The 23248-nt window shown below is 36.1% G+C and carries 27 protein-coding genes; 24 read left to right on the top strand and 3 right to left on the bottom strand.

All coding sequences use genetic code 11. The annotated features are described in order from the left end of the window. Positions 1–84: 84 nt before the first annotated feature. Entirely contained in the window at positions 85–1335 is a 1251-nt protein-coding gene (locus LG329_RS01985; protein ID WP_404452916.1) for a DNA polymerase thumb domain-containing protein, read from the bottom strand. A gap of 244 nt (positions 1336–1579) precedes the next feature. Next, positions 1580–2497: an aldo/keto reductase gene (locus LG329_RS01980; protein WP_404452915.1), complete on the bottom strand. Its 918-nt coding sequence runs from the start codon at positions 2495–2497 to the stop codon at positions 1580–1582. Positions 2498–2630: 133 nt separating this feature from the next. Between LG329_RS01980 and LG329_RS01975 the strand changes: the two genes are divergently transcribed. The 19 genes from LG329_RS01975 to LG329_RS01885 all read left to right on the top strand — a co-directional run bounded on the left by LG329_RS01975 (position 2631) and on the right by LG329_RS01885 (position 19239). Then, positions 2631–3176 (top strand): NUDIX hydrolase, encoded by a 546-nt coding sequence (locus LG329_RS01975; protein WP_404452914.1) that lies wholly within the window; start codon positions 2631–2633, stop codon positions 3174–3176. A 3-nt stretch (positions 3177–3179) separates the two neighbouring features. Then, positions 3180–4349, top strand: a complete 1170-nt coding sequence (locus LG329_RS01970) for an endonuclease Q family protein (protein WP_404452913.1) — start codon at positions 3180–3182, stop codon at positions 4347–4349. 183 nt (positions 4350–4532) lie between these two features. Beyond that, positions 4533–5174 carry a stage II sporulation protein M gene (spoIIM, locus tag LG329_RS01965; RefSeq protein ID WP_404452912.1) on the top strand — a complete coding sequence of 214 codons (642 nt, stop codon included), beginning with the start codon at positions 4533–4535 and terminating at the stop codon, positions 5172–5174. A 111-nt stretch (positions 5175–5285) separates the two neighbouring features. Further along, entirely contained in the window at positions 5286–5741 is a 456-nt protein-coding gene (locus LG329_RS01960; RefSeq protein WP_404452911.1) for a Fur family transcriptional regulator, read from the top strand. A 460-nt stretch (positions 5742–6201) separates the two neighbouring features. Next, entirely contained in the window at positions 6202–6408 is a 207-nt protein-coding gene (locus tag LG329_RS01955) for a DUF4227 family protein (protein ID WP_404452910.1), read from the top strand. Positions 6409–6413: 5 nt separating this feature from the next. Then, entirely contained in the window at positions 6414–7304 is an 891-nt protein-coding gene (gene xerD / locus LG329_RS01950) for a site-specific tyrosine recombinase XerD (protein ID WP_404452909.1), read from the top strand. A gap of 96 nt (positions 7305–7400) precedes the next feature. Continuing rightward, positions 7401–8579 (top strand): phosphopentomutase, encoded by a 1179-nt coding sequence (gene deoB / locus LG329_RS01945; protein WP_404452908.1) that lies wholly within the window; start codon positions 7401–7403, stop codon positions 8577–8579. A 13-nt stretch (positions 8580–8592) separates the two neighbouring features. Continuing rightward, positions 8593–9411, top strand: a complete 819-nt coding sequence (locus LG329_RS01940) for a purine-nucleoside phosphorylase (protein ID WP_404452907.1) — start codon at positions 8593–8595, stop codon at positions 9409–9411. 169 nt (positions 9412–9580) lie between these two features. Beyond that, positions 9581–10888: a pyrimidine-nucleoside phosphorylase gene (locus LG329_RS01935; RefSeq protein ID WP_404452906.1), complete on the top strand. Its 1308-nt coding sequence runs from the start codon at positions 9581–9583 to the stop codon at positions 10886–10888. Positions 10889–11020: 132 nt separating this feature from the next. Next, complete coding sequence (locus LG329_RS01930; protein WP_404452905.1) at positions 11021–12208, top strand: D-alanyl-D-alanine carboxypeptidase family protein; 1188 nt, start codon at positions 11021–11023, stop codon at positions 12206–12208. A gap of 101 nt (positions 12209–12309) precedes the next feature. Continuing rightward, positions 12310–12657: an anti-sigma F factor antagonist gene (spoIIAA, locus tag LG329_RS01925; RefSeq protein WP_404456366.1), complete on the top strand. Its 348-nt coding sequence runs from the start codon at positions 12310–12312 to the stop codon at positions 12655–12657. Continuing rightward, entirely contained in the window at positions 12654–13094 is a 441-nt protein-coding gene (spoIIAB, locus tag LG329_RS01920; protein WP_404452904.1) for an anti-sigma F factor, read from the top strand. Before spoIIAA ends, spoIIAB begins: the two co-directional genes overlap by 4 nt. 10 nt (positions 13095–13104) lie before the next feature. Further along, positions 13105–13857: an RNA polymerase sporulation sigma factor SigF gene (gene sigF, locus LG329_RS01915; protein ID WP_404452903.1), complete on the top strand. Its 753-nt coding sequence runs from the start codon at positions 13105–13107 to the stop codon at positions 13855–13857. A gap of 97 nt (positions 13858–13954) precedes the next feature. Continuing rightward, entirely contained in the window at positions 13955–14569 is a 615-nt protein-coding gene (locus LG329_RS01910) for a stage V sporulation protein AA (protein WP_404452902.1), read from the top strand. After that, on the top strand, positions 14556–14975 hold the full coding sequence (locus LG329_RS01905; RefSeq protein ID WP_404452901.1) for a stage V sporulation protein AB: 420 nt from the start codon (positions 14556–14558) through the stop codon (positions 14973–14975). The genes LG329_RS01910 and LG329_RS01905 overlap by 14 nt, the downstream gene beginning before the upstream one ends. Before the next feature lie 3 nt (positions 14976–14978). Next, complete coding sequence (locus tag LG329_RS01900) at positions 14979–16487, top strand: spore germination protein (RefSeq protein ID WP_404452900.1); 1509 nt, start codon at positions 14979–14981, stop codon at positions 16485–16487. A 107-nt stretch (positions 16488–16594) separates the two neighbouring features. Then, positions 16595–17902 carry a diaminopimelate decarboxylase gene (gene lysA / locus LG329_RS01895; RefSeq protein ID WP_404452899.1) on the top strand — a complete coding sequence of 436 codons (1308 nt, stop codon included), beginning with the start codon at positions 16595–16597 and terminating at the stop codon, positions 17900–17902. A 155-nt stretch (positions 17903–18057) separates the two neighbouring features. Next, positions 18058–18495, top strand: coding sequence for a peptidylprolyl isomerase (locus tag LG329_RS01890; protein ID WP_404452898.1), 438 nt, complete (start codon positions 18058–18060; stop codon positions 18493–18495). A gap of 378 nt (positions 18496–18873) precedes the next feature. Continuing rightward, positions 18874–19239 carry a GNAT family N-acetyltransferase gene (locus LG329_RS01885; protein WP_404452897.1) on the top strand — a complete coding sequence of 122 codons (366 nt, stop codon included), beginning with the start codon at positions 18874–18876 and terminating at the stop codon, positions 19237–19239. A gap of 81 nt (positions 19240–19320) precedes the next feature. Here the strand turns inward: LG329_RS01885 and LG329_RS01880 are convergent, their stop codons facing one another. Further along, positions 19321–19404, bottom strand: coding sequence for a YjcZ family sporulation protein (locus tag LG329_RS01880; RefSeq protein WP_089062556.1), 84 nt, complete (start codon positions 19402–19404; stop codon positions 19321–19323). Between the two features lie 229 nt (positions 19405–19633). Here LG329_RS01880 and LG329_RS01875 point away from each other — a divergent pair, with 229 nt between their 5' ends. The 5 genes from LG329_RS01875 to LG329_RS01855 all read left to right on the top strand — a co-directional run bounded on the left by LG329_RS01875 (position 19634) and on the right by LG329_RS01855 (position 23203). Beyond that, positions 19634–20371 carry a segregation/condensation protein A gene (locus tag LG329_RS01875; RefSeq protein ID WP_404452896.1) on the top strand — a complete coding sequence of 246 codons (738 nt, stop codon included), beginning with the start codon at positions 19634–19636 and terminating at the stop codon, positions 20369–20371. Continuing rightward, positions 20371–20958, top strand: a complete 588-nt coding sequence (gene scpB / locus LG329_RS01870; protein WP_404452895.1) for an SMC-Scp complex subunit ScpB — start codon at positions 20371–20373, stop codon at positions 20956–20958. The genes LG329_RS01875 and scpB overlap by 1 nt, the downstream gene beginning before the upstream one ends. Before the next feature lie 241 nt (positions 20959–21199). Next, positions 21200–22093 carry a D-alanyl-D-alanine carboxypeptidase family protein gene (locus LG329_RS01865; RefSeq protein ID WP_404452894.1) on the top strand — a complete coding sequence of 298 codons (894 nt, stop codon included), beginning with the start codon at positions 21200–21202 and terminating at the stop codon, positions 22091–22093. After that, complete coding sequence (locus LG329_RS01860) at positions 22086–22676, top strand: nucleoside recognition domain-containing protein (protein ID WP_404452893.1); 591 nt, start codon at positions 22086–22088, stop codon at positions 22674–22676. The genes LG329_RS01865 and LG329_RS01860 overlap by 8 nt, the downstream gene beginning before the upstream one ends. After that, positions 22673–23203 carry a spore maturation protein gene (locus LG329_RS01855; RefSeq protein WP_404452892.1) on the top strand — a complete coding sequence of 177 codons (531 nt, stop codon included), beginning with the start codon at positions 22673–22675 and terminating at the stop codon, positions 23201–23203. The genes LG329_RS01860 and LG329_RS01855 overlap by 4 nt, the downstream gene beginning before the upstream one ends. Positions 23204–23248: the final 45 nt, after the last annotated feature.

The following is a 23248-nucleotide window of genomic DNA, read 5'->3' as shown; positions in this document are numbered from 1 at the left end:
ATGCGATAAAACAATATTATCATATTTCTGAAAAGATAAACATGAAAAGTTGTTTAACTTTCGTTTAATTAGCGCAAGGGTTTTCTATGCTTGGTGACCACCTATTTTTTTGCTTCTTCCAATGGTGATCCCTGCATTCGTATAGCTGGTAGCTCGAAGTATGGAAGTTGCCCCATATTTATCGCGAATTGAATCCATTACATAGCCGATATCTTTTTTCTTTGGTTTATCATCGAATAAGTCCAATTGCGTTTCTCCATTGTCAAAGAGCTTATCTAACGTCACATACACATGTCTGATATCACTGATACCATCATAAAATTGATCAAATAGTTGCATACATACACCGTAGACTTCCATCGTAATATTTGTTGGGAATGTTATTGATCTTGATCGACTAAAGCCTCCACCTGTTATTTTCGAATAGGATATACCAAGATGGATTGTTCTTCCGGCTTTACCAGCGGTTCTCGCTCTACGGCATACTTCTTCGCTAAGATCGAGAATACAAGCGGCAACTTCTTCTTTTGAATAATCACGTAATAAGGAGATTCCATGACCAAATCCTTTTTGCTCAGTCTTGGTAAAATCACCTAAAACAGGACTAAGGTCAATACCCCAGGCGTGCCAGTAAAGCTGTTCACCCATAATTCCAAAACGTTTTTTTAATTGTTTTAATGGGAAACCTGCTAGCTGCCCAAGGTTAACGATTCCCATTCTGTTTAGATTATTCTGCATTCGTCGGCCTATTCCCCAAATATCCTGAACTGGAAATGGCCACAGCTTTTCTTCCACATCTTCATACTTACATTCAGCTATCCCTGCTTTTTTTGCGTGTAAATCCATAACGACCTTTGCAAGAAATTTATTATCACCTATACCGATAGAGCAAGTTATACCCATGTTTTCTAAGATATCTCGCTTTATTAACGTAGCAACTTGCCATCGATCGCCAAACAACTTTTGAAGCCCATTTACAGTAACCCAAACCTCGTCAACAGAATATTGATGGATAGCTTCTTTCGGTACATATTGGTTAATTAGTTTTGTGATTTCCATAGAAACTGTTAAATAATCGGCCATGTGGGCATTTACTATGTGAATGTCAGGGTCATCTGGTAGTTCAAAAAATCGACTTACATTGCTGACACCATGTTTCTTTTTTAATGCGGGTGAAGCTGCAAGTACAATACTACCTGTTCGATTTGTGTCGCCAACAACAGCCAGTTGAACCGTCATTGGATCGAACCCTAATTTAACGGCTTCAATACTTGCATAAAATGAACGCATATCTATACAAAGTAAATCATTTCGTGGGTATGTGGAGTAATCCATTGTTCTCACCTCATCAATAATAGGAACATTTGTTCTTATTATATGTATTAGCAAGTCAATTATCAATGGAAATTAATTCTATTGATTTATTCCATAATTCAGAACGAAAGGGCGGATGGGTGTTTTGAAGGCTAGTATGTCCTTGAATAGTCTTTAACTGCCAATTGAATTCAGCCACTTCAAAGCTTGTTGAGGAAATCCTAATAACAAATAAAAACCGGAGCTAGACACGCCCCGGATTTCATTATCTATGTTTATCAAATTTAATTGGTTTCGTTATAGCCTGAAGTGAAGCATAAAGTTCATCAGTCATTGGCCTTCCAGTATTAAAAGCTACATTATTTTTTACTTGATTGATAGAGCTTGCTCCAAACACAGCACTCGCAACAGCAGGGTGATGTAAAACATAGTTAAACGCTATACTGCTAAGCTGGGAATCATCCACTTTATTTGATAATTCTCGATAAATTTGAATTAATTCTTCATGAGAATAATCGAGAAATCCATCCTGTGCTTTCTTTTCGATTTGTTGATTTCCTTTTTCCGTAAGCGTGCCTTTTGCTAATGGCCCCCGTGCTAAAACACTAATAGTATGTCGCTCCAGCAAATCCAATATTTCCTCTTCTGGACGGCGATCAAGCATGTTGTATTGCATCATCACGCCATCTATGGATGAGCGCTGTACATATTCATGAATGACATTTGGTCTAATCGAAGAAATGCCGTATGCGCGAATAACACCTTCTTGTTTTAATTCATCAAAAGCAGAAATTGTTTCTTCAATAGGATCATCTATTGTTCCGCCGTGAAGCATGTAGAAATCCAGATAATCAGTTTGCAACCGTCGCAGGCTGTCTTTTAATCCCTGTTTAATATGTGATTTTGATGGATCCCAGTACCAATCTTTTTTCGCGCGGTCAAAATGATTGCCAACTTTTGTTGTTAAAATAATATCCTTACGTTTACTTTTGATGGCCTCTCCAACTATTTCTTCATTCATTCCAAAATCGTATAAATCGGCCGTATCGAGATGATTGATTCCAGCATCTAAAGCTTCATCAATAATTTCGCTTGCTTTATTGGGACTCGCTCCAAGTGACATACAGCCAAGTGTTAAATCTGATAAATATATATCCGATTTTCCTAAACGATTTTTGTTCATTCTTTAGCCTCCAATTTTTTGCACTCTATATAAATAGTGTAAAAACTAGTTTGTGTAAATACAACTATTTCGTCATAAATTCACTATTAAATTATGTTAAAATGGGGAAAAGTAAGTAGAGGGTGAGCTGTTCATGAAGAAATTTGAGGAAAAAACAATACAATCGGAAAAAATATATGACGGTAAGGTTGTACATTTACAAGTTGATGATGTGACACTACCTAATGGTAAGACATCCAAGCGTGAAATTATCAAACACCCTGGAGCGGTTGCCATCATTCCGATTACAAAGGATAATAAAATCATTTTTGTTGAACAATATCGAAAGCCATTAGAAAAGTCACTTGTTGAAATACCAGCCGGTAAATTAGAACATGGCGAAGGGCCGGAGACAACAGCAATTCGAGAATTAGAAGAGGAAACAGGCTATACAACAAACGAATTAAAATTTGTGGCGTCATTTTATACATCACCTGGCTTTGCAGATGAACTTATGCACATATATATAAGCGATAAACTCGAACCCTTGAATGAAAAAATAGAAGGCGATGAAGATGAATTTTTAGAGTTACTAGAGCTAACACTTGAAGAAGCAAAACAATATGTGAAAGAAAATCGCATACATGATGCGAAAACAAATTACGCAATTCTTTACTTAGAGACATTGGAGATGATGTAATAAATGCTACAACCATTCTTTGCTGATCTACATATTCACATCGGCCGCGATATGTATGATAAACCAGTAAAAATTACAGGAGCTAAAAGCCTAACACTAACAAACATTTTACTAGAATCGACTAGAAATAAAGGCATCCACTTGATAGGAATAATAGATAGTCACGCACCACATGTTCAACAGGAATTAAAACAATTATTAGCTAATAATCAGGCCAGGGAACTTGAAGGTGGCGGCGTTCGATTTGAGGATGTGACCTTAATTCTCGGCTCGGAGATTGAAGTGTATGATGAGAATTGCCAGGGTCCTATACATGTTCTATGTTATCTTCCAACACTAGCAAAAATGGAAGAGTTTACCGAGTGGTTGGCTACTAAAATGACAAATATTAACTTGAGCTCACAGCGTTATTATGGGTCAGCAAAAGCGTTACAGTATAAAGTGAAGGAAATGGATGGTTTGTTTATTCCAGCCCATGTATTTACGCCATTTAAGAGTACATATGGAAAAGGTGTGAAGCAGTCACTTGAAGAGGTTTTTGATCCAGATTTAATCGACGCAATCGAGCTGGGCCTTAGCTCAGACACCAATATGGCTGATCAAATAGAAGAACTGCATGCTTATACATTTGTTTCGAACTCAGATGCCCACTCCTTAGGCAAAATTGCAAGGGAGTATCAGGAAATTGAAATGGAAGAGCCATCATTTAAAGAGTTCAACTGGGCATTACATCAAGTAAAGGATAGAAAGGTAAGCCGTAATTTTGGAATGAACCCTAAGCTTGGAAAATACCATACCACTGTTTGCAGTAAATGCTATGAGCCCCTGACAACAAGCGATCAAGTCTGTCCAACGTGTGGTTCAACAAAAATCGTTAAAGGAGTTTTTGATCGAATTCAAGAGCTAGCTAATGCAGATGGAAAAAAAGTAAATCGGCCTCCATATATGTACCAGGTTCCACTTGAATATTTGCCATCACTTGGTCCAAAAACGTTCAAAAAACTACTAGAAAATTTTGATACAGAAATGAATATTATTCATCATGTACCGTTAGATAATTTGAAAGAGGTTGTCCCAGAAAAATTGGCAAAAGCAATTATTCAAATGCGAAATGGAGAATTAATGATTACAGCAGGCGGTGGCGGAAAATATGGTAGTATTAATCCTTCTTAATTCTAAAATATTAATATAAAAAAAGTAGATTATGGTATTTTTATTCGGAATTCCTCATAGTTTTTAAGTATACGATAGTTTGTACAACTTAAGGATTATAAAAATTTAAAGGACTTAAGTACTTCGGCATTCGCTATTTAAGACGAGGCGAATGCCGATTTTCCCTTAGAATGGAGGACTCCGATGTTTCAAAATAAAACGCTAATCGTTGATCATGTAAAAAAATACGCAACTATCTACTTATTTATGTTAGTTCTGTTCTTAACAGGAGTTATTTTTGGTGCAATTATTGTGAATAGCATGAACGTTATACAGAAGCAGGACCTATTCTTTTATCTCGAACGTTTTTTCGAGAAGATTGCTGGTAGTCAGGAAATTGATAATGGTGAAATATTTAAGAATAGCTTTTTTTATCACGCTAAATATTTGCTTTTATTATTTATTCTCGGGTTGTCGGTTATTGGCTTGCCGATTGTATGGGTATTATTATTTTTAAAAGGATTGGTCGTTGGATTTTCTGTTGGTTTTATTGTTAATCAACTAGGGTTTAAGGGATTATTCCTTGCATCATTATCTATTGCACCACAAAATTTGGTGGTCATACCGATTTATCTTATAGCAGGTAGTTTATCGATGATTTTCTCCCTAACCTTATTAAATAAATTGTTTTCCAGGCGACTATCGCGTCCAATTATGCAGCCGCTTAGTCAATATACGATTGTGTTTACATTATTATTGGCGGGAGCACTACTCGCTGCATTAATGGAGGCATATGTTTCGAATGAAGCAATGGAAGCTTTGATCAGATCGTTTTATAAACAATAATAAATATTATATAATAATAGTTACTGTTAGTTATTTATAATAATTATACTTTGACACTCGTTTCAACTGTGCATATAATATAAGTGGGAATAGTGAGGGAGGAGACTTGCCATGGAACACCGAATTGATCGAATTAAAAAGCTACTCCATGCACAGAGCTATAAGCTGACTCCACAACGTGAGGCAACGGTTAGAGTATTATTGGAACGAGAAGAAGATCATTTAAGTGCAGAGGAAATTTATTTATTAGTAAAAGATAAAGCACCGGAAATTGGCCTTGCAACAGTATATCGTACATTAGAGTTATTATCGGAATTGAAGATTGTAGACAAAATTAATTTTGGTGATGGTGTTTCAAGGTACGATCTTCGTAAAGAAGGGGCAGAACACTTTCATCATCATTTAGTTTGTATTGAATGTGGATCAGTTGAAGAAATTGTAGATGACTTATTAGAAGATGTAGAAAAAATAGTGGAAAATGATTGGGGTTTTCAAGTGAAAGACCACCGGCTAACATTCCATGGTATTTGTAAACAATGTCAAAAAGTAGCTGTAAAATCAACATAATAAGAAAAGCGCAAGCCTGCTTTTAGTCGGCCTTCCTTCTAATAACCGATGTTGACTTATCGTACGGAGGTGGGTGTTGTCCACTAGGCGCTGGGCGCTGGAGCTAGACAGACTTTCGCTTATACTTTCCTTGCTCTCAAGAAAAGCGCAAGCGCCATCGAAATAATCTTAGTTGTTCCTGCGGTGATTATTCGCTAGAAGATTTAGTGAAAACTCTCAGGGAAGCTTAAGACTTCGAGAAGGCAGGCGATGGTACTAGGGATAACAACACATAGTAAGAGCCTTTTTTCTGCTAGCATACGAAAAAGGGCTTTTTTGTTCTAATGATTTTACAAATGTTAGAAAATAGGTTACTTTTAAAATGGATAATTTTTAATTATAGTATTACAGTTTTACGTATATTGTTCCTGTTTTTTGGCATATCTTTTAATAGTAGAAGCTATTAAAGGAGAAATGCTAGATGAAGCGGATGTTATGGGACACGTTAAAAGTTTTTGTGATATTCACTGCATGCACATTTTTATTTTATTTTGGATTACGCATTATGCATGCGGAGTATAAAGAATTTCATCGGTACGATCCACCAGAAGGACCTGCTGTAAAGGTTTATGATGATGGAAACGATTTTATGGATCGCTTTAATCTATTTTTTCGACTAGGGGAGTAACGTGTATGCTTAAATATGCGATTGAGGATTTCTTTCATTATTTACAAGTAGAACGTGGGCTTTCTGACAATACAATCAATTCTTATCGACGTGACTTAAAGCGATATGTTAATTATCTGGAAAGTGAACTTCATAAAAAGGATTGGAACACTATTTCTCGTACTGATTTAGTAGGATTTTTACATGTATTAAAGGATGAACACAAATCATCTGCAACAATTGCACGTTCACTTTCAACATTTCGTTTGTTCCATCAATACTTATTGCGTGAGCAACTCGTTGATCATGATCCGAGCATACATATAGAAACACCCAAAAAAGAAATGAAATTACCATCTGTATTGTCATCAAATGATGTGGAAAAACTACTGACAATTAACGGACGTACACCCCTTGAAATTCGAAATAAAGCCATGCTTGAGTTGCTTTATGCTACAGGGTTACGAGTATCTGAACTTATTACATTAAAAATTAACGACCTTCACTTAACGATGGGATTTGTGCGGTGCTTAGGGAAGGGTTCTAAAGAACGAATCGTACCATTAGGTGGAGTGGCCAAAAGCGCAATAGAGGATTATGTGGAACATGCACGTAGCATAATCCTGAAAAAGAAAAAAGAGGACGTTCTTTTTGTGAATCAGCACGGAAGACCATTATCCAGACAAGGGTTTTGGAAAATTCTTAAGGCTGTAGCAAAAGAGAAGCAAATTGAGAAGAATATAACACCACACACTTTAAGACATTCGTTTGCTACACATTTGTTGGAAAATGGAGCGGATTTAAGGGCTGTACAAGAAATGCTTGGTCATGCAGATATATCGACAACACAGATTTATACGCATGTGTCCAAGTCCCGACTTAAAGATGTATATAAAGCATTTCATCCTAGGGCATAAGTTAGTTTTTATTTTTAGTTGTCTGACATCCTACAACATAAATGGAATGACATATATTAATGAAAACTTGGGAATATAAATACGGGAGGTATTAGCATGAATAATTTTAGACGCGTTTTTTTAATCGTTATGGATTCAGTTGGTATCGGTGAGGCGCCTGATGCAGAAAAGTTTAATGATAAAGGTGCAGATACATTAGGACATATTGCAGATCATATGAATGGGCTTTACATGCCGAATATGGAGAAGCTGGGCCTTAGCAATATTCGTGAAATTAAAGGGATTAAAAAGAAAGAAAATCCGCTGGCACATTATACTAAAATGCAGGAAGCATCGAATGGAAAGGATACCATGACTGGTCATTGGGAAATAATGGGTCTGCATATTGAACAGCCATTCCGCACCTTTCCGGAAGGTTTTCCAGCAGATCTAATACAAGAGTTAGAAACAAAATCTGGTCGAAAGATTATTGGTAATAAGCCTGCTTCTGGTACTGAAATACTGGAGGAATTAGGTGAAGAGCACATGGATACAGGGGCAATTATTGTATATACATCAGCAGATTCGGTACTACAAATTGCTGCGCATGAGGAAATTGTCCCGCTCGAGGAGCAATACCGTATTTGTGAGATTGCACGAGAGTTAACATTAGATGAAAAGTATATGGTTGGTCGCGTAATTGCACGTCCGTTTGTCGGAACATCTGGAGCATTCCAACGTACATCAAATAGACATGACTATGCACTAAAACCATTCGGCAGAACGGTTATGAATGAGTTGAAGGATACCAATCATGATGTTATAGCACTAGGTAAAATTTCTGATATATATGATGGGGAAGGTGTAACAGAAGCCATTCGAACAACAGATAATGAGGATGGAATGACTAAAATAGTAGAGTCAATGGATAAAGACTTTCATGGCATTAGTTTTTTAAATCTAGTTGACTTTGATGCAAAATACGGACATCGTCGTGATCCTGAAGGGTATGGAAAAGCTCTGGAAGCATATGACGCAAGACTTCCTGAGGTTTTAAACAAAATGAATGATGATGATCTATTATTGATTACCGCAGACCATGGCAACGATCCAGTTCATGCGGGGACAGATCATACACGTGAATTTGTTCCATTATTAGCCTATCACAAAAACATTAACAATGGATCGCATATAAAAGAAAGGGATACTTTTGCAGATGTTGGTGCTACAATTGCCGAAAACTTTAACATCACTATGCCTGAATATGGGACAAGCTTTTTAAAAGAAATTCGATAGGGGGAGAAGGATTATGTTTAGTAATGAGATACAAGAAGCATGTACATTTATTGAAAGTAAAATAACTTCCAAGCCAGGTCTAGGATTAATTCTAGGTTCTGGACTTGGTGTATTGGGGGATGAAATTGAAAACCCAATTACAATTCCTTATAAAGACATTCCGCATTTTCCAGAGTCTACTGTTACAGGGCATAAAGGCCAGCTTGTAATAGGAACACTTGAAGGAAAACAAGTAATTGCTATGCAAGGTCGCTTTCACTATTATGAGGGCTATACGATGCAACAGGTTACATTCCCGGTACGAGTAATGAAAGAATTAGGTATTGAATCTATTATCGTAACAAATGCTGCAGGTGGTATAAATAAAGGATTCAATCCTGGAGATTTAATGCTAATAAGCGATCATATTAATAACATGGGCGATAATCCATTAATAGGACCAAATGATGATCGTTTAGGTGTGCGTTTTCCAGATATGTCACAAGTATATAGTAGAGAGCTAATTTCACATGCTGAATCGTGTGCAAATGATCTTGGTTTAGCGGTTCAGAAGGGTGTTTATGTAGGGAATACAGGTCCAATTTACGAAACGCCTGCTGAAATTAATATGCTTCGAACACTTGGTGGTGATGCAGTTGGAATGTCAACTGTTCCAGAGGTGACTGTAGCAGGACATGCGGGTATACGTGTACTAGGAATCTCTTGTATTTCTAATATGGCTGCTGGAATTCTCGATCAACCATTGACCCATGATGAGGTAATGGAAACAACAGAAAAAGTAAAGGAAAACTTTTTACAATTCGTAAAGAAGATCATTCAAACAATTTCTTAAACATAAGGAAAGCATAAATGTTTTAAAGGCATTCGCCACTAAAGAAGAGGCGAATGCCGAGTTTTTCTGAGCATTTAAAAAAGTATAAATCCTTTCTTACTGCATAAGTGCTACTAAGGCTTGGCGATAAGGCAAGTTTTCTAAAATTCTTTGTAAAGGTGTTTTTATCATGAGAATGTACGATTTAATTGAAAAAAAACGTGACGGAAAAGATTTAACAAAAGAGGAAATTCAGTACTTTATTGATGGTTATACAAACGATGAAATTCCTGATTATCAAGTAAGTGCATTACTAATGGCCATTTATTTTCAAGATATGTCAGAAGATGAACGTGCAATGCTAACATCTTCTATGGTGAATTCAGGCGATACCATTGACCTATCGAACATAGCTGGAATTAAAGTAGATAAGCACTCAACTGGTGGGGTTGGCGATACAACAACACTTATCCTTGCGCCTCTTGTAGCATCACTAGGTGTTCCGGTTGCAAAAATGAGTGGGCGTGGACTTGGTCACACAGGTGGAACAATTGATAAATTGGAATCTGTACCAGGCTTTCACGTGGAGATAACTTCTGATGAATTTATCGATTTAGTTAATAAAAATAAGGTTGCAGTTATCGGCCAAACTGGTAATTTAACTCCAGCTGATAAAAAATTATACAGTTTACGTGATGTTACAGCTACCGTAAACTCTATCCCTTTAATTGCAAGCTCGATTATGAGTAAAAAGATTGCTTCAGGTGCTGATGCGATAGTTCTGGATGTTAAAACGGGTGCTGGTGCATTTATGAAGGACTTTGACGATGCTAAAAACTTAGCAGAAGCTATGGTTTCAATTGGAAATCGGGTTGGACGAAATACGATGGCAGTCATTTCTGATATGTCACAACCGTTAGGAAATGCAATCGGTAATGCTTTAGAAGTAAAAGAAGCAATCGAAACATTAAAAGGTAAAGGACCGAAAGATTTGACGGATTTATGTTTAACGCTCGGTAGTCAAATGGTACTGTTAGCGGAAAAGGCAGAAACACTTGAAGAAGCACGATTGATGCTAGAAGAGAATATTGCTAATGGGAAAGCATTTGAGCAGTTTAAAACCTTCCTAGCAGCACAGGGTGGAGATGCAAGTGTAGCAGACGATCCTGATTTATTACCACAAGCTGAATATAAACTAGAATTACCCGCTAAGACTTCAGGTACCATTTCAGAAATTGTAGCGAATGATATAGGTACTGCTGCAATGATGCTAGGAGCTGGTAGAGCAACAAAAGAATCGGAAATCGATTTGGCAGTTGGTCTTATCCTTCACAAAAAAGTAGGGGATTCTGTAAAAGAAGGGGAGTCTCTCCTAACCATTCATGCAAATGATTCAGACCTTGATTCTGTTAAGGAAAAATTATACCAGAGTATCACGATTGCAACTGATTCTGTTAAAGCCCCATCCTTAATCTATGATGTGATTACAACAAAATAATTTACTAAAAACGCTAAACGCCCAAATTTCGGTACAAACGAAATTTGGGTGTTTTTTATTATTCTATTTTAGTTATAAAAAGAGAATATATTGGAAAACCTAGAAATAAATAGAATGTTGGAGGTAACAGTTATGAAAAATTGGATCATTGTACTTTGTACTGTTTTTATAGTTTTTGTAGGAGTGTCGATACCAGTTTATGCTGAGGAAGGTAATGATTCTGATAAGAAGACTGATTCATTAAATCTAGCATCAAAAGCGAAATCTGCTTTTTTACTTGAACAAGATACAGGTACGATTCTTTACGATAAAAATGCACATGAAAAGCTTCCGCCAGCAAGTATGACAAAAATCATGACGCTATTGTTAATTATGGAAGCATTAGATAATGGAAAAATTCAATTAGATGAAAAGATCCGTATTAGTGAAAATGCTGCATCTATGGGAGGTTCTCAAATCTTTCTAGAAGCAGGGGAAGAAATGACAGTTAACGATTTATTAAAGGGTGTTGCGATTGCTTCTGGCAATGATGCCAGTGTTGCACTAGCTGAACGTATAGCTGGAAGTGAAGAAGCATTTGTTAAAAAAATGAATGAAAAAGTGAAGGAATTAGGTCTAAAGGATACTAAATTCCAAAATCCTACGGGTCTACCTGCGGATGATCATTATTCAACGGCATATGATATGGCTATTATCGCACAACATTTATTAAAATATGAAAATATAACAGAATATACATCTAAATATGAAGACTATTTGAGAAAAGGACAAGACAACGAATTTTGGTTAGTAAATACGAATAAATTGGTTAAATTTTATCCAGGGGTTGATGGATTAAAAACTGGATATACGAATGAGGCAAAATATTGTTTAACAGCCACTGCGAAAAAGAACGATATGCGTGTAATAGCTGTTGTCATGGGTGCCGATTCTCCCAAAGTACGTAATTCAATTGTATCAAATATGTTGGATTATAGTTTTCAGCACTTTGAAACCACTAATCTCTATAAAAAGGGCGCACAGGTTGCTAAATTGAACCTACTTAAAGCGAAAGAGAGTGATATCAAAATTGTTGCATCACAACCAATAAGCACCGTTCATAAAAAAGGCGAAAAAGCTGAAAAGTTTACAACATCAATAGAATTAAATGAATCAATCTCTCTTCCATTAAAAAAAGGAGAACAGGTTGGAACAATATTCGTTAAAAACGGGGATAAAATTTTATCAAAAACACCATTAGTTGTTGAAAAGAAGGCAGAACCGGCTAGTATATTTACGCTATTTAATCGGACTTTACAAAAGATAGCTAAATACAACTAGTTTTGTCGAATATCTTCTTCTTTTGACATTTTGCAGGAATTGAGTTTCAGCGTGCAGAAAGTAGACTATATAACTTTTAGTAAGGAGGAGAATTTGTGGGGATGAATTCTACATTCGAAGTAATAGAGGATGTTCTAATTGTGCGTTTAGAAGGGGAATTAGATCATCATGAAGCAGAGGCGTTAAGAAACCAGTGGAAAAATATGATTGAAAAAAATCTTGTGAAGCATGTCATTTTAAATCTACAATCCGTCACATTTATGGATAGTTCAGGGTTAGGTGTCGTCTTAGGTAGATATAAAGAAATATTACAGCTTGGAGGGGAAATGGTAGTTTGTTCTATTTCATTACCGATTAAACGATTATTTGAAATGTCGGGGTTATTTAAGATTATCAGGTTGGAAGATGATGAACGCAGTGCACTATTTACGTTGGGGGTGGCTTCATGAACAATGAAATGTATGTAGAGTTCTCAAGCATTAGTGAAAATGAATCATTTGCTCGTGTGTTAGTCGCGTCGTTTATCGCACAACTTGATCCAACAATGGACGAACTTACAGAAATAAAAACAGTTGTCTCAGAGGCAGTAACAAATTCAATTATTCATGGTTACAATAATGAAGCAGATCATAAAATAGCCATTGAATGTAAATTGTACGATGATGAAATTGAACTTACAATCAAAGATAAAGGAATTGGTATTATTGATATAGATGAAGCACGCCAGCCTTTATTTACATCCAAACCTGAACTGGAACGTTCCGGAATGGGCTTCACGATAATTGAAAACTTTATGGACTCCGTTAATGTGATTTCAACTGTACAAGAGGGTACAACAGTTATGATGAAAAAGCAATTAACAAAAAATAAAACGGTTTGCAAATAGGGATATGCCTATGAATGTTAATGTAAAGCATCATAAACGGGAAGAACAATTAACGGATAAAGAAGTGAAAGCATACATTCATAAAAGCCAAAATGGGGATAAATTAGCTAGGGATATTTTGGTTGAAAGAAACGTCAGATTGGTATGGTCGGTTGTACAACGGTTCATAAATCGGGGGTATGATCCAGACGATCTTTTTCAAATCGGCAGTATTGGCTTAATTAAGTCAATTGATAAATTTGATTTGTCCTATAATGTGCGATTTTCCACCTATGCCGTACCAATGATCATCGGTGAAATTCAACGCTTCATACGGGATGATGGAAGTGTGAAAGTTAGTCGATCACTTAAAGAAATAGGCAATAAAATTCGAAAAAAGAGAGATGAATTAACCAAAGAGCTTGGACGTTCACCAACCGTGAATGAGATTGCCTATATACTGGAAATTACACCTGAAGAAGTAGTTCAGGCTGAGGAAGCTACAAAAACATTACACTCAATCCATGAAACTGTATTTGAAAATGATGGAGATCCGATTACATTATTGGACCAAATCGCGGATCAAGATACACGATGGTTTGACAAAATAACACTACAAGAAGCTATTCGAGGACTGAATGAAAGAGAACGGCTAATTGTATATTTACGTTATTATAAGGATAAAACACAATCAGAAGTAGCGGAAAGGCTTGGAATATCACAGGTGCAGGTCTCTCGATTAGAGAAAAAGATTTTAGATGAAATGAAAAAAATAATGGACTAATCTTACATCACTTTATGTGGTGTTTTTTTTTCGTGATAAAAACAACATTTTGACAAACACTATGAACTACACACGAAAAAGAGGTGAGTGACAGATTATGGAAATTGTCTACTTACGAATGAAAAAACGTATAAATGTTGAAAAATTACAGTACGTAAAATTAAAACATATTGCCTATATCTCTGCACCGACTGAAATAAAGAAACAGCTGGAGGAAACACCTATTTATCGAATCACGCAAAAAGATAAAAATATTGTTATAATCGATAGCTTTTTAATTATTGATCATTTATCTAATTCATGGTCAAATTTGGAGTTTCAACTACTAGGACCAGAGCAGTCAATAATTCGTATTGAGAAACATAAAAAGGAAACCTCTGTTTTGGTTGTTGCATTCGTATGGTTACTTTTATTCATTGGGACAGCAATGACAATTATGAACTTCCACTATGACGTTAGTATGCAGGCAGTTCAACAAAAATTACACTACCTATTGACGGGTGAACATAACGACTTTCCATTATGGATCCAGATACCCTATTCAGTAGGATTAGGGGCGGGAATGTTACTCTATTTTAACCACTGGTTTAAAAAACGTTTTAATGAAGAACCTAGCCCATTAGAAGTAGAAATTTATAATTACCAGCAGGATCTCGATGAGTATGTAAGCTATCATGAAAATAAATTAAACGATAAGCATGTTCCTGATTAAAATTGTTGAGGTGATTATTGGGCTTGCTAGTGGTCTTGCAGTCGGATCGGGATTTATAGCATTTTTAATGGTGCTGGGAATTATACCAAGGTTAATTCAACTAAGCCGTTCAATGAAATTAATAAACCTTTATGGTCCCTGTGTTATTGCAGGCTCGTTATTTGGTGTTTATATGTCCTTTACTGCAACTACATGGGATCAGCCACTCATTTTATTAGCAATGTGGGGTGGGTTTCATGGAATATTTACAGGAATGCTGGCAGCGGCATTGACAGAGGTGTTGAACGTATTTCCTATTTTATCAAAACGAATTGGTGTAGATAGACAATTGCTTTGGTTATTAATGGCAATTGTGTTTGGAAAGATATTTGGTTCGATTTTTCAGTGGACCTTCTTTGTAAAATGATCAATGGGGGGAGTGCATTTGGCTAAGACACAATCTAACAAAAAGCCTGTTTCAGCAGATATCAAAGATGTTGAAGCGTTCATGAAAGAGCAAATAGGTATAGGCGTATCATACGATCTCGGTTTCCGAGAACTAATCATTATGAAAAAGAAAATTCATTTATATTACTTAACCGGACTTTGTGATACGTCAGTTATATTAGAAATAATAAAGAAATTGGTAGATATAAATGATAAAGAAACTAATTCGAAAAAAATACCTGAAATTATTAAAAACCGTTTAGTTCATCAGCAAGTGAATCCTGTGAAAACGATGGATGAAGCGGTGGATGAGCTTTTATCGGGATTGACGGTAATTTTTATTGATGGAGAAAAGCAAGCCTATGTAGTAGATGTACGTAATTACCCAGGCCGAGCACCATCGGAACCTGATTCAGAACAAGTAGTTCGTGGATCAAGAGATGGATATACGGAAAATATTGTTGAAAACACCGCACTGACAAGAAGAAGAATCCGTGATGCTAGACTTAGAAATGAAATGTTAAAGGTCGGTGAACGTTCAAAAACAGATGTATGTGTGAGTTATTTACAGGATGTAGCTGATGATGGTCTTGTAAATGTGATTAAAGAAAAGATCCAGGCAATTGAAGTTGATGGTATAACCATGGCAGATAAAGCAATAGAGGAGTTTATTATTAAACGGAAATGGAGTCCATATCCTTTAGTTCGATACACAGAGAGGCCGGATATAGCTGCGAATCATCTTTTGGAAGGGCATGTATTAATTACGGTGGATACATCACCAAGTTTGATTATTCTTCCTACAACCTATTTTCATCACTTGCAGCATGCAGAAGAGTATAGGCAGGCTCCAGCGGTAGGAACATTTATTCGTTGGTCAAGATATATTGCCGTTTTGATGTCCTTATTTCTTTTGCCACTATGGCTTTTGTTTGTAATGGAACCATCACTTTTGCCTAAACAATTGTCATTTATCGGCTTGAATGAAGAAGGGAATATACCGGTCTATATTCAAATCATTATGGGTGATTTAGGGATCGAGTTTTTACGGATGGCAGCCATACACACGCCAACACCATTATCAACAGCTATGGGTTTAATTGCAGCGGTATTAATCGGACAAATTGCAATTGATGTAGGGATGTTCAGCCCTGAGGTTATCCTTTATATTTCGCTCAGTGCAATCGGATCCTATGTTACTCCAAGTTATGAACTAAGCGCCGCCAATAAATTAGCACGAATGGTATTGATTTTAATAACAGCAACATTCGGTTTGATCGGATTCACAATTGGTTTTACCTTGTACGTCTTATTTATAACTAGCTTAAAGTCAATTAGAACCCCGTATCTATGGCCTTTGTTGCCGTTTAATGCAAAAGCAATGGTACAAGTGATTTTTCGTGTGCCAGTTCCATTATCCAATGACCGTCCAAGTATTGTTCATCCGAAAAATAATTATCGACAACCTCCTCGGAAAAATAAACTAAGATAAAAACGAAAGCACCCCAGCCAGTGCTTTCGTTTTTTAGTAACTAACTGTTTGCGCTTTTGTTCATTGATATGATAAAGTATTCCTATCATTTACAGGGGAGGCTCTCCATGATCATAGAAAACCATCCTTTTCAGGTTAATCCGCTTGGGCATTTAGAAATTGGCGGAATAGATGCTACTTTATTAGCAGAAAAATATGGAACACCATTATATGTATACGATGTATCACTAATTAGGGAAAATTGCAGAGCGTTTCTGCAATCATTTAAGGATCTGGGTGTACAAGCTCAAGTGGCCTATGCAAGTAAAGCTTTTTCATCGATTGGCATGCTTCAGGTCATTAAACAAGAAAAGTTAAGCTTAGATGTTGTTTCACAGGGAGAATTACATACCGCATTAGAAGCAGGATTTCCTACTGAAAGAATCCATTTACATGGAAACAATAAAAGCTATGAAGAACTTTTAATGGCAATTGAAAACAATATAGGGTGTATCGTTGTTGATAATTTTTATGAAATCGAATTAATTGAGCGAATTCTACAAAACAATAATTATGAAATTAACGTTTTATTACGCGTAACACCAGGGATAGAATCGAATACACATCAATATATAATGACAGGAAATGAAGACTCGAAATTTGGGTTTAATTTACATAATGGACAAGCTGAACAAGCGTTTCTTCTGTTACATGAACATAATAAAATACATGTTAAAGGTTTGCATTGTCACATTGGATCCCAGATTTTTGAAACAGATCGGTTTATGAAAACAATTGATCTCCTATTTGATACGATTACAAAGTGGAAAGAAAATTACCAGTATATCCCCAGTGTATTAAATGTTGGCGGTGGTTTTGGTATTCGCTATACCAAACAGGATAAACCACTTGAAGCTGGAGATTATGTGCATGCCATTACAAATGCCATAAAAGGGCATACTGAAAGATTAGATATTCCAATGCCAGAGATATGGATTGAACCGGGGCGTTCCATTGTAGGAAACGCTGGTATAACATTATATACTATTGGCTCAATGAAACATATACCAGGAATTCGTACGTATATGTCAGTGGATGGGGGAATGACGGATAATTTACGACCTGCATTGTACCAAGCCAAGTACGAAGGAGTTATTGCCAATAAAGCGAACGCGGAAATTGTCACGAAAGGCTCTATTGCAGGAAAGTGCTGTGAATCAGGAGATATGTTGATGTGGGACCTTCCGCTACCTGAGGTTAAATCAAATGATATTTTAGCTGTGTTTTCGACTGGCGCCTATGGGTATTCAATGGCAAATCATTATAATCGTTTTCCAAATCCTGGAGTTGTATTTGTGGAAAATGGGATAGATAAATTAGTAGTGAAACGGGAAACTTATCAGGATGTCAGTAAAAATGACTTATCTTATGAATGACAGAAATTGATTTGTTAAACTGAAACACCTCCCCCTTCGACTTTAGCTTGTTAGGGTGACATGGCGTTCCACTATTCGTATGTATTTGAATATATTTGATAAAGTGATAAGATAAGGGTTGTATAAATTTCAAATGAATAAAAGGGGATAGAATAATGGCTAAAAAAGGATATATTTTGATGGAAAATGGCAATAAAATAGAATTTGATCTTTTTCCAAATGAAGCACCAGGTACCGTAGCAAATTTTGAAAAGTTAGCAAATGAAAACTTTTATGATGGATTAACGTTTCACCGTGTAATTGATGGATTCGTTAGTCAAGGTGGTTGCCCAGAAGGTAATGGTACAGGTTCTGCTGGTTACACAATAAAGTGTGAAACTGAAGGAAATCCACATAAACATGTTGAAGGATCATTATCAATGGCTCATGCTGGTAAAGATACAGGGAGCAGTCAATTCTTCGTTGTACATGAAGCTCAACCACATCTCAATGGAGTTCACACTGTATTTGGACAAGTTACATCTGGAATTGAACATGCGAAAGCAATGAAAAATGGCGATGTAATGAAAGAAATGAAAGTTTTTAACGATTAATGATCAATTGTTGTTCATGACATCATGACAAATAAGTAAAATAGTAGTATGATTTAAATGAAATCAGTTAATGCTGTTAAAGGATGGAGACTCTTGAGTGAACGTAAAAAAAATTGGATCTTATTCTCACTTTTAATTATAATAGGCAGCATTTGGGGTATAGCATATTGGCTTATATTTGTTTTTTAGTCTAGCACTGAAAGTTGACAAAAAGTGTAGATTGAGGCATAACTATATATACAACTCCTGCGAGGATGATTTAGCAACGAGTTAAAGGTACAAAACAAGACAAAATATTATGTTTTGATTAAGTAAGTAGTAGGATGTATCTTTTTGCTCTCCATAGTAGGTAAGTTATTTTCATAATGAGGGGTATCTATGTTAATTCGGTTTAAGAAAAATTTAGAAAAAATCGCAATGGGCTTACTTTCCTTTATGCCAGAAGAAAAGGAAGTAAAGAAATTGCAACAAACAATAAAAGAATATGAAACCAATCCAAATTGGCATCTCTACCTGTGGAAAGATGAGGATGTCATAGGTGCAATAGGGGTACGGATTGAGGATGAAATTAACGCAGTAATCCAACATATCTCTGTAAGTCCTTCACACCGGAACATGGGTATTGGTAAAAAGATGGTAAACGAGGTAAATAAGGTTTATCAAGATAAATATGCCGTTTGTGCAGATGACCTAACACAGCAGTTTTATAATAAATGTGATGAGGTTATAAACGAGGAAAAATAAGCCAAAAGCCAGCCCAGTACGAAAATGGGCTGGCTTTTGGTATAATAAAAAGTAATTATTGTTTATCTAGCTTGATGGAAACTACATCCAAGCAGCTCCGACAATAATGAGAAGAATGAACAATACAACGATTAACGCAAAGCCACCGCCATAAGAACCACTCATAATAAAATTCCTCCTTTTTGTAAATGTTGCTAATAACATTTAGCTTACGTTAATAACTTATGTTTAGATGAGTCACTGTGTATAGGCGAATATGACAATAATGCTTAATAATTTATTTGTACGCAAAAATTTATAAAATTTCAAAGGGATTTAGTGAAAAAATCGACGTTCCAATCGCTGTAATAGAAGTGACGAATGAAGAGTTTTTCTAAGAAAGGAAGAAAATAACGTGAATCAAGCATACCAGGTGAAATTAGATACATTTGAAGGCCCGCTTGATTTATTACTTCATTTGATAAAGCAATATGAAGTTGATATTTATGATATTCCAGTTGCCACGATTACGGAACAATATGTGCAATATATACATACCTTGCAACGTTTGGAACTAAATATAGCTAGTGAGTATTTAGTTATGGCTGCAACATTAATCGCATTGAAAAGTCAAATGCTGCTTCCAAATGAACCAATAGATGAAGAAAACGAGGAGTATATGGAAGATCCACGCGAGGAATTAATGAATCGTCTGATTGAATATAGAAAATACAAAGAAGCTGCAGAAACATTGAAGGAGAAGGAAGTTGATTCTAACGAAATATACACGCGTGAACCCGCTCATTTTGATCATTTGGAATTGAACCAGCCTATGCTGAATGATGATACATCTATTTATGATATGATAGGTGCGCTAAATAAATTGTTTGAGCGTAAAAAGTGGAGTGAACCTCTAGATACAAAGATAAAAAAAATGGACATTCCGATTGAACAAAGAATGGACGAGGTATTAGATACAGTTAAGAAATCGAATAAAGGAATTTCTTTTTATGATCTGTTTATCTATCAATCTCGTGCACATATAGTGGTTACTTTTATAGCAGTATTAGAATTAATGAAAACAAAAAAAGTATACTGTGAGCAAAAGAAACACCTTGAATCGTTACAGGTTTTTTATATGGGGGAAAAATAGTGGAGAATGTGGAACATAAAGCCATTGTAGAAGGTTTGTTATTTGCAAGTGGAGATGCAGGTATTACAATAAAACAGCTTGCCAAAATTATAGAACTAAATCAGGCAACGATTGAATATTTAATAGAAGAATTAAAGTTTGATTACGAACATACGGATCGCGGTATCATGATTATGCAATCGCATGATACGTTCCACCTTACAACGAAACCGCAGCACAGCGAATATTTTCAAAAGTTATTTGAAAATCCAAAAATGAATAGGATGTCACAGGCCGCTCTTGAAACACTTGCAATTATTGCATATCAGCAACCAATTACACGAACAGAAATTGAGGAAATTCGCGGGGTGAAAAGCGATCGTTCTGTTCAAACATTGCTTGCTAGGTCACTAATAGAAGAAGTTGGAAGAAGAGAAAGTATTGGACGCCCGGTATTATTTAGCACAAGTAAAGAATTCCTAACGTATTTTGGCCTTTCGTCAATAGAAGAGTTACCACCTCTACCTGAGAATACAGAGGACAGCAGTGTAGAACAAGAGGCTGATTTATTTTTTGAGAAATTTAACCAGGGATTAGAAAGTGAATAATATACATTAACCGTTAACGGATCACCTTGATCTGTTAACGGTTTTTTCTATAAAAATATTCATATCAGATTTGGCCAAGCATAGACTATACAGAATAAAAAAAAGCGGAAGCAACAGTTCAATGTCGTTCAGATAGATGGACATGTGAAAAGTACGGTGAACTGCCGTACGTTCATTATAAACAACTATCGGCTAGGCGCTAGAAGCTGTAGCTAGACAAGTTCTTGGGAGGATCCCTTTTATGCGAATGGCAGTTTTTTCTTGTTTATTAATCGGATTGATTTTACTATCGCCTTTACACGGCTTGGCTAAGCCAAGTGTTTCTGCAATAAATGCTGTATTAATGAATGAGCGTACTGGCGAAGTATTATTTGAAAAAAAGGCACATGAAAAACAAAAAATCGCTAGTATTACTAAAATTATGACGGCTATTATCGCTATTGAATCAGGCAAAATGAATGAAATGGTAAAAGCAAGCAAGCGAGCAGTTTATACTGAAGGTTCATCAATCTATTTGGAACAAGGGGAAAAAATGCTATTAAAAGATCTTGTTTACGGACTAATGTTACGTTCTGGTAATGATGCTGCAATGGCAATTAGTGAACATGTTGGGGGAAGTATGGAAGGATTTGTCTATTTAATGAATGAAAAAGCCCGTTGGATTGGAATGACGAATACACACTTCGAAAATCCAAGTGGACTTGATGGTGAAGAACATTACTCAACTGCCTACGATATGGCGTTACTAATGCGCTATGCAATGGATAATAAAATATTTGAAAGAATTACAAAGACGGAAATGTATAAATCTGATACACGGGACTATGCCTGGAAAAACAAAAATAAACTACTTACAACCTATTACGAATATTGTACAGGTGGTAAAACGGGCTATACAAAAAGTGCTGGCAGAACTTTAGTTTCTACTGCCAGTAAAGAAGGTGTGGATTTAATCGTGGTAACATTGCAAGACCCTGATGATTGGATTGATCATATTAATTTGTATGAATGGGGCTTTGAGAAAGCGGATGAAACGACCTTAGCTACAACTGAAACCATTTCAACTTCTAGCGGGTTTTTAGAAAGATTTGAAATTATATATAGAAAAATTATAGGAATAGATGTAAATGGTTAATATTATTTGGGCTTGTATGGCCATGATTGGAATTATTTACGCCATGTTCAATGGCACAATGGAAGAAGTAAATAAAGCCTTGTTTGAAAGTGCGAATAGTGCAGTTACATTGTCGATTGGATTAATCAGTGTACTTGTTTTTTGGCTAGGCATGATGAAAGTGGCTGAAGCTGCGGGAATATTAAAATTTTTAATAAGGCTTTTTCGACCAGTAGTTGAAAAGCTATTTCCAGATATTCCGAGAGATCATCCAGCTATGGGTTATATTTTATCGAATATAGTGGCAAATATATTTGGTCTCGGTAATGCTGCCACACCAATGGGTATTAAGGCGATGGAGCAGATGAAAGTGCTGAGCGGTACGGATACTGCATCAAGATCGATGATTACTTTCTTAGCAATCAATACTTCTAGCCTTACTTTAATCCCTACAACAGTTATCGCCATCCGAATGCAGTATGGTTCTGTATCACCAACCGAAATAGTAGGGACAACAATTATTGCAACAATTATTTCAACCTTGAGTGCACTTATCATCGATCGATATTATTATTATAAGAGTGTGAGGAGAGATAATAAATGAGTTACATAACTACAGTTAGCGCCTGGCTTATCCCCTGTTTTATTTTAATTGTTTTATTAACTGCTACATACAAACAAATTCCCACTTACGAGACTTTTGTTGAAGGAGGTAAAGAAGGTGTCAAACTGGCATTTTCTCTACTTCCTTTTTTAGTGGGAATGATTGTGTCGATTGCAATTTTGCAAGCATCAGGGGCAATGACAGCTTTTATTCATCTAATTGAGCCAGTATTGATATTTATCGGTGTACCCCCTGAAATAATTCCATTAGCCTTGGTTCGACCGATATCAGGAACAGCTGCTCTTGGGATGACAACAGATTTAATAGAAAATTTTGGCCCCGATTCTTTTATTGGGCAATTGGCATCCACCATGCAAGGGAGTACGGACACGACATTATATATATTAACCGTTTATTTTGGTGCAGTAGGAATTAAAAAAATGCGTTATGCACTAAAGGTTGGACTATTAGCCGATTTAATTGGTATAATAGCGTCAATCGTAATTGTAACGATTGTATTTGGATAAGATATGACCATGTGGCGTTAGCATTCTGTTAACGCTATTGTTATG

This window comes from Virgibacillus necropolis, assembly GCF_044793635.1.
In the GTDB taxonomy this organism is placed as follows: domain Bacteria; phylum Bacillota; class Bacilli; order Bacillales; family Amphibacillaceae; genus Virgibacillus_F; species Virgibacillus_F necropolis_A.
The sequence above is the reverse complement of the archived record's forward strand: the minus strand, read 5'-3'. Positions and strand labels throughout refer to the sequence as shown.

Coding starts and splice junctions, on each gene's coding strand:
- LG329_RS01855 (WP_404452892.1), top strand. CDS start 22,673: ATGAGTTACATAACTACAGTTAGCGCCTGGCTTATCCCCTGTTTTATT.
- LG329_RS01900 (WP_404452900.1), top strand. CDS start 14,979: ATGGGGGGAGTGCATTTGGCTAAGACACAATCTAACAAAAAGCCTGTT.
- LG329_RS01880 (WP_089062556.1), bottom strand. CDS start 19,404: ATGAGTGGTTCTTATGGCGGTGGCTTTGCGTTAATCGTTGTATTGTTC.
- LG329_RS01885 (WP_404452897.1), top strand. CDS start 18,874: ATGTTAATTCGGTTTAAGAAAAATTTAGAAAAAATCGCAATGGGCTTA.
- LG329_RS01955 (WP_404452910.1), top strand. CDS start 6,202: ATGAAGCGGATGTTATGGGACACGTTAAAAGTTTTTGTGATATTCACT.
- deoB (WP_404452908.1), top strand. CDS start 7,401: ATGAATAATTTTAGACGCGTTTTTTTAATCGTTATGGATTCAGTTGGT.
- LG329_RS01890 (WP_404452898.1), top strand. CDS start 18,058: ATGGCTAAAAAAGGATATATTTTGATGGAAAATGGCAATAAAATAGAA.
- LG329_RS01985 (WP_404452916.1), bottom strand. CDS start 1,335: ATGGATTACTCCACATACCCACGAAATGATTTACTTTGTATAGATATG.
- spoIIAB (WP_404452904.1), top strand. CDS start 12,654: ATGAACAATGAAATGTATGTAGAGTTCTCAAGCATTAGTGAAAATGAA.
- LG329_RS01865 (WP_404452894.1), top strand. CDS start 21,200: ATGCGAATGGCAGTTTTTTCTTGTTTATTAATCGGATTGATTTTACTA.
- spoIIM (WP_404452912.1), top strand. CDS start 4,533: ATGTTTCAAAATAAAACGCTAATCGTTGATCATGTAAAAAAATACGCA.
- LG329_RS01930 (WP_404452905.1), top strand. CDS start 11,021: ATGAAAAATTGGATCATTGTACTTTGTACTGTTTTTATAGTTTTTGTA.
- LG329_RS01970 (WP_404452913.1), top strand. CDS start 3,180: ATGCTACAACCATTCTTTGCTGATCTACATATTCACATCGGCCGCGAT.
- LG329_RS01975 (WP_404452914.1), top strand. CDS start 2,631: ATGAAGAAATTTGAGGAAAAAACAATACAATCGGAAAAAATATATGAC.
- LG329_RS01935 (WP_404452906.1), top strand. CDS start 9,581: ATGAGAATGTACGATTTAATTGAAAAAAAACGTGACGGAAAAGATTTA.
- lysA (WP_404452899.1), top strand. CDS start 16,595: ATGATCATAGAAAACCATCCTTTTCAGGTTAATCCGCTTGGGCATTTA.
- LG329_RS01860 (WP_404452893.1), top strand. CDS start 22,086: ATGGTTAATATTATTTGGGCTTGTATGGCCATGATTGGAATTATTTAC.
- spoIIAA (WP_404456366.1), top strand. CDS start 12,310: ATGAATTCTACATTCGAAGTAATAGAGGATGTTCTAATTGTGCGTTTA.
- xerD (WP_404452909.1), top strand. CDS start 6,414: ATGCTTAAATATGCGATTGAGGATTTCTTTCATTATTTACAAGTAGAA.
- LG329_RS01960 (WP_404452911.1), top strand. CDS start 5,286: ATGGAACACCGAATTGATCGAATTAAAAAGCTACTCCATGCACAGAGC.
- LG329_RS01980 (WP_404452915.1), bottom strand. CDS start 2,497: ATGAACAAAAATCGTTTAGGAAAATCGGATATATATTTATCAGATTTA.
- LG329_RS01905 (WP_404452901.1), top strand. CDS start 14,556: ATGTTCCTGATTAAAATTGTTGAGGTGATTATTGGGCTTGCTAGTGGT.
- sigF (WP_404452903.1), top strand. CDS start 13,105: ATGAATGTTAATGTAAAGCATCATAAACGGGAAGAACAATTAACGGAT.
- LG329_RS01940 (WP_404452907.1), top strand. CDS start 8,593: ATGTTTAGTAATGAGATACAAGAAGCATGTACATTTATTGAAAGTAAA.
- LG329_RS01910 (WP_404452902.1), top strand. CDS start 13,955: ATGGAAATTGTCTACTTACGAATGAAAAAACGTATAAATGTTGAAAAA.